6 protein-coding genes are annotated in these 4134 nt (G+C 47.2%); 5 read left to right on the top strand and 1 reads right to left on the bottom strand.

Features of this window, described 5'->3' with window-relative positions:
• A partial coding sequence (locus VJB08_07005) for a hypothetical protein (GenBank protein ID HLD43703.1) occupies positions 1–918 on the top strand: 918 nt, incomplete at its 5' end.
• On the opposite strand, the gene VJB08_07000 is transcribed toward VJB08_07005, so the two are convergent.
• On the bottom strand, positions 919–1107 hold the full coding sequence (locus VJB08_07000; protein ID HLD43702.1) for a hypothetical protein: 189 nt from the start codon (positions 1105–1107) through the stop codon (positions 919–921).
• A 158-nt stretch (positions 1108–1265) separates the two neighbouring features.
• Here VJB08_07000 and VJB08_06995 point away from each other — a divergent pair, with 158 nt between their 5' ends.
• From VJB08_06995 to VJB08_06980, 4 genes are read left to right on the top strand one after another with little or no spacing between them, the layout of a single operon-like run.
• Positions 1266–1463 (top strand): hypothetical protein, encoded by a 198-nt coding sequence (locus tag VJB08_06995; protein ID HLD43701.1) that lies wholly within the window; start codon positions 1266–1268, stop codon positions 1461–1463.
• Positions 1463–1945, top strand: coding sequence for a hypothetical protein (locus VJB08_06990; GenBank protein ID HLD43700.1), 483 nt, complete (start codon positions 1463–1465; stop codon positions 1943–1945). Before VJB08_06995 ends, VJB08_06990 begins: the two co-directional genes overlap by 1 nt.
• Before the next feature lie 10 nt (positions 1946–1955).
• A complete protein-coding gene (locus tag VJB08_06985; GenBank protein ID HLD43699.1) occupies positions 1956–3206 on the top strand; it encodes a hypothetical protein in 1251 nt (416 codons plus the stop codon).
• A complete protein-coding gene (locus tag VJB08_06980; protein ID HLD43698.1) occupies positions 3203–3964 on the top strand; it encodes a hypothetical protein in 762 nt (253 codons plus the stop codon). The genes VJB08_06985 and VJB08_06980 overlap by 4 nt, the downstream gene beginning before the upstream one ends.
• Positions 3965–4134: the final 170 nt, after the last annotated feature.

Genomic DNA, 4134 nt, shown 5'->3' with positions numbered 1-4134 from the left:
TTGGGAAACGACAGGTGCACCATTGAGGATGCAAGCATGCGTTTTGTTGGCAAGCGATGCCTCGATCCTGAGTATCCGAGAATGCCCCCTATACCAATTGTTGATCTCAGTGCCGAAACAACCAGGATTGGAGATGCACGCTTCCAGCTGGACGCAAGAGCAAATTATGATGGCTGGGACAGCTGCCTAAAAGACTTAGGCCCAGACCAAGGAGAAAAGTACTACCGCAACAAACATATAACTTTCTCGACCGATACATCTAGTGGCTTAACTGGATCAAGCTGGTTTTTGTACAGATACTCCACTTCCTGCGAACTTGACCAGGCATTTAGCTCATCGCTCAGCGTTAATCCCCAAGAGATTTCCGGCCAGCTTGACATTGACTATGAGGAGCGCAGTTTTCCAGAGCAATGCAACGGTGTTCCGCCAGGACCTGCCTTTTACTACAGCCCGTATAAGACCGAGGAGCAACTCACGTTTTCAGGAGAGTTCAACAGCATCGAAGCTGCACGGCAAGCAGGAGAGGGGATTTCGCAGAGAGAGGATGTAAGAAAACTGCTACTCGACTTTGCACGCTGGCTTGACCCAGAGCCGCTCATACAATTACTTGGTGAAATTGAGTATTCTAATCAAGAAGGTCACTGTAAGTCCACAACAGAATACTCCCGGGTCTTTGAAGATCAAAGATATAGGCAGGAGTTTGAGCAGAACCAGATCGATGCCAATCCCAATGCGATTATCGCCGATGCTCATTATGCAGGCCCTTGTGAACTGCAACGATTCCGGGACTCGGCAACGATGGTGCCAATGCAAATCTGGCAGGTAACAACGAGAGAAGGAAATGATATGCTCTGCATTCTCAGAATTCCAGCTGAAGCGTTTCAGCTCTATGATGAAATTGATGAAATCCCAAGATAGCTACTTCTGGTAGCCAGCAGCAGAGTCTATAGTTCCGGTGGAAGGCAGAACCCGATCTGCGGTCTTCATTGGAAAAAGGGTTTGAGCTGTTTTATAGAACTCCCCCATGAAGGTGAAAAAGTTGAGCATCTGCTGTGCTTCTTTATCCGAATGATGCTGCTGGTTGCGCGCTGAAAGGTCGCTCGGCATGATGTATTCTGGCCTCACAGTTCTATATGAAGTACTGGTGAGGTGTAGCTGATGGAACTTGCAATCGAGTCTTTAATTCATAACATTTAAATATTACAGCCAGTGACAAGGCCAGGATAGCAGTATATAAAGTCATTTGAAACAGAAGGGGGGTAAACATGATGAAGAAACTAATTGTCGGAATCCTTATTCTTAGCTTGTTAGTGCTTGGCGGATGCGCAAGCCAGTCCTCAGGATATGCAACAGGACCAGCAGGCCAGGATACTTATGGCGGCGGATGCGGAGTTGGCATGCCCGCTGATGCTGTTGATGAAACTGCAGCCCAGGCAGCGAACACTGAAGGGTCAGGATTTTGATGCTGAGCGGAAAAGAGCGGAAAAGGCTTCGATTGGAGAAATTGCGGAAGGGTTCTGATGAAGCTAGAAAGGAGTATGAAACCCGCCAAGAGCAGTTTTCACAACATTCTAAAGGAAAGGCAAGCCCTTGGGCAAGGAAAAAGATTCTTCTGCTTTCAGGATCTGTGCTTGCAGTGATTTTGATAGCTGGCTATGCGGTATATGCCGCAGCATCTCCTGGAAGATTTGACAGCTTTGCCAAGTGCCTTTCAGAAAAAGGCGCTACGATGTATGGCGCAATGAGCTGGTGCCAGTATACTCAAAAGCAGAGAGCCATGTTCGGGAAATCATTCAAATACTTGAAGTATGAAGAATACACAGAATTTCCAGCAGCATCTGGAAAAATCCGGAAAACGCCCACATGGATAATTGACGATAAGGTATACGAAGGCGTGCAGAGCTTTGACAGGCTTTCAGGGGTCACAGGCTGCGCAATAGGGTGAGGGGTCAAAGATGAACGAAGAACATCAGGAAAAAGGGCATCCAAGAGGAGATCATGACAAAGAGCCGCATCATGACGATGAGCATTCACATCATGAACATCCCCTTCATGAGCATAGAGGCAGCGAAAAGCCCAGGATTGACAAGTATCTCCCAGTGATTGCGGCAGTCCTTTTTTTGATTCTGGTGTTCAACATGGTGACGATGTACGGGATTGACAGGGAGATTGACAGCCTTTTGCAGAAAAAGGCTGAGAGAGAAAAGCCTGCGAAAATCTCTGTTACGCTCCTGAAGGATGAGAAATGCAGCCAATGCTTTGATACAACGCAGATGATGAGCTCTTTGAAGCAGAAAAATGTTGATATTCAGAAGGAGGATGAGCTGAGGTTTCAGGACGCTGCCCAGCTGATTTCACAGTACCAGATCCGCAGGATTCCTGCAGTGATTGTTACAGGGGAGGTCGATAAGATCTCCCTGGCAGAGTTTAAGCAGAGCGGCGATGCTCTTGTGTTCGATGCCCCAGGAGCGCCATACACAGATGCAGAAAGCGGCGCCATTGTAGGGAAAGTTACCCTCACCTCCATTGTTAAGAAAGATTGCACCACCTGTCATGATGTAGGCTCATTTGTGGCGAGCCTTGAAAGCGCAGGTGTTTTGGTCGAGAAGCAGAGGGTTTTGGATGTTGCTGATGCATCTGATCTTATCGAGAAATATGGAATCCAGAGGGCCCCGGTTGTTATCGCAAGCTCCGGACTTGCAGCCTACCCGGAAATCGTTTCTGCATGGAGCAGTATTGGGAAGATCGCTTCTGACGGCTCTTACATCACCACAGGTACCAGCAGGCCATTTAATCCCCCCTATTATGATCTTGAAAGCAAGAAAGTGGTTGGATTGGTGACGCTCACCTATCTTGATGACAAAACCTGCAGCCAATGCTACAACGTCAGCCTGCATCGATCAATCCTGGCCGATTCCCGAGGCCTTGATGTTGCAGTGAACAAAGAAGTGTACCTTGACATCTCCGACCCTGAAGGCGAGAAGATTGTGAAGAAGTACGATATTCTTCAGGTTCCGACAATTGTTTTGAGCGCAGATATTGGCTATTATGATGATGTGGTCTATAGCCCAGGCCAGACCTTTAGCGATATTTGGCAAGGTGTCGGCACAGTAGAGCCTGATGGAGCCTATGTGTTCAGGAATGTGGATGTTATGCAGGCTCCGTATCGGAACCTGACAAGCGGAGAGGTTATGGGGATTGGATGAAAAGCCAATCTAGGTTTGCCAGGACTATTTGGCTGCTCCGCAGCAACAAAAAAGACGCAGGAACAATAATTATTCTTGATGCCCTGTTTCTTCTAACTCTTTGGTATTCGATCAAGCTGGTGGGCCTTATTGTAGAGCAGAACAAGCTGGCAATTCAGAGCTTCAGCAGCACTGCCATAAGCGCCCTTGGATTTATGACAGTGTTCACAATCATATACGCAATGGTGTTGCTCGCAGTCTATTCAGGATTTAAGCTGGCAGTTCTCCATACCATCAATCATATGCTGAAGAGGGGACATAAGCTCTCGTTCAAGAGGCTGTATGCGTTAAACATCTGCCTGTACGGCTCGTTCATAGCTGCATATTGGGCAGTGATAACCATAGGCGGATGGGCTGTCAAGTTTGAGTATCAACGGCCCTGGCGGGGTTTTGCAACCCTTGCGTTCATAATAGTCTTCTACCTTCTGTTAAATGCCTCCAGTATCTTTTTTGCTCAAGGCAATGAGTTGAAGAGCATCTGGAGGAAAACCGGAAGATTCCTGATGCAGCCGAGGAAATACCTTCCTGTGCTTGGGTTTTCTGTGCTGGCATTTCTGCTGCTTTACGCAATATACTACGTTTCTGCGCCGCTTATGGCAGGCATTTCCCAGCTTTTCTATAAGCAGTACATATCATTGTTTACGTGGGTTGTCATTGCAGTGCTCTACCTGGTCATGATCTGGTTTAACAGGCTGTATTTCTTTGTGATAGAGGGGTAGTATTCAATGTTGCCATTATAGAGAGTTAATCTCACATAATAAAGAAAACGATGATCCTTATCCCATTACCTCAATCTTCTCTCCCATCACGATGGCATCAGCGAGGAGCTTCCCAATCTTGCTTTTCCTGTTAATGTTGATCATGCCGGATTTCCCGACTTTTGCCTGCA

This window comes from Candidatus Nanoarchaeia archaeon (assembly GCA_035290625.1).
In the GTDB taxonomy this organism is placed as follows: Archaea; Nanobdellota; Nanobdellia; order Woesearchaeales; family DATDTY01; genus DATDTY01.
This window is presented reverse-complemented; position numbering and strand designations above follow the sequence as displayed.

Excerpts from the sequence above, each read along its gene's own strand:
- VJB08_07000 (HLD43702.1), bottom strand. The coding sequence starts at position 1,107 with ATGCCGAGCGACCTTTCAGCGCGCAACCAGCAGCATCATTCGGATAAA.
- VJB08_06995 (HLD43701.1), top strand. The coding sequence starts at position 1,266 with ATGATGAAGAAACTAATTGTCGGAATCCTTATTCTTAGCTTGTTAGTG.
- VJB08_06990 (HLD43700.1), top strand. The coding sequence starts at position 1,463 with ATGCTGAGCGGAAAAGAGCGGAAAAGGCTTCGATTGGAGAAATTGCGG.
- VJB08_06985 (HLD43699.1), top strand. The coding sequence starts at position 1,956 with ATGAACGAAGAACATCAGGAAAAAGGGCATCCAAGAGGAGATCATGAC.
- VJB08_06980 (HLD43698.1), top strand. The coding sequence starts at position 3,203 with ATGAAAAGCCAATCTAGGTTTGCCAGGACTATTTGGCTGCTCCGCAGC.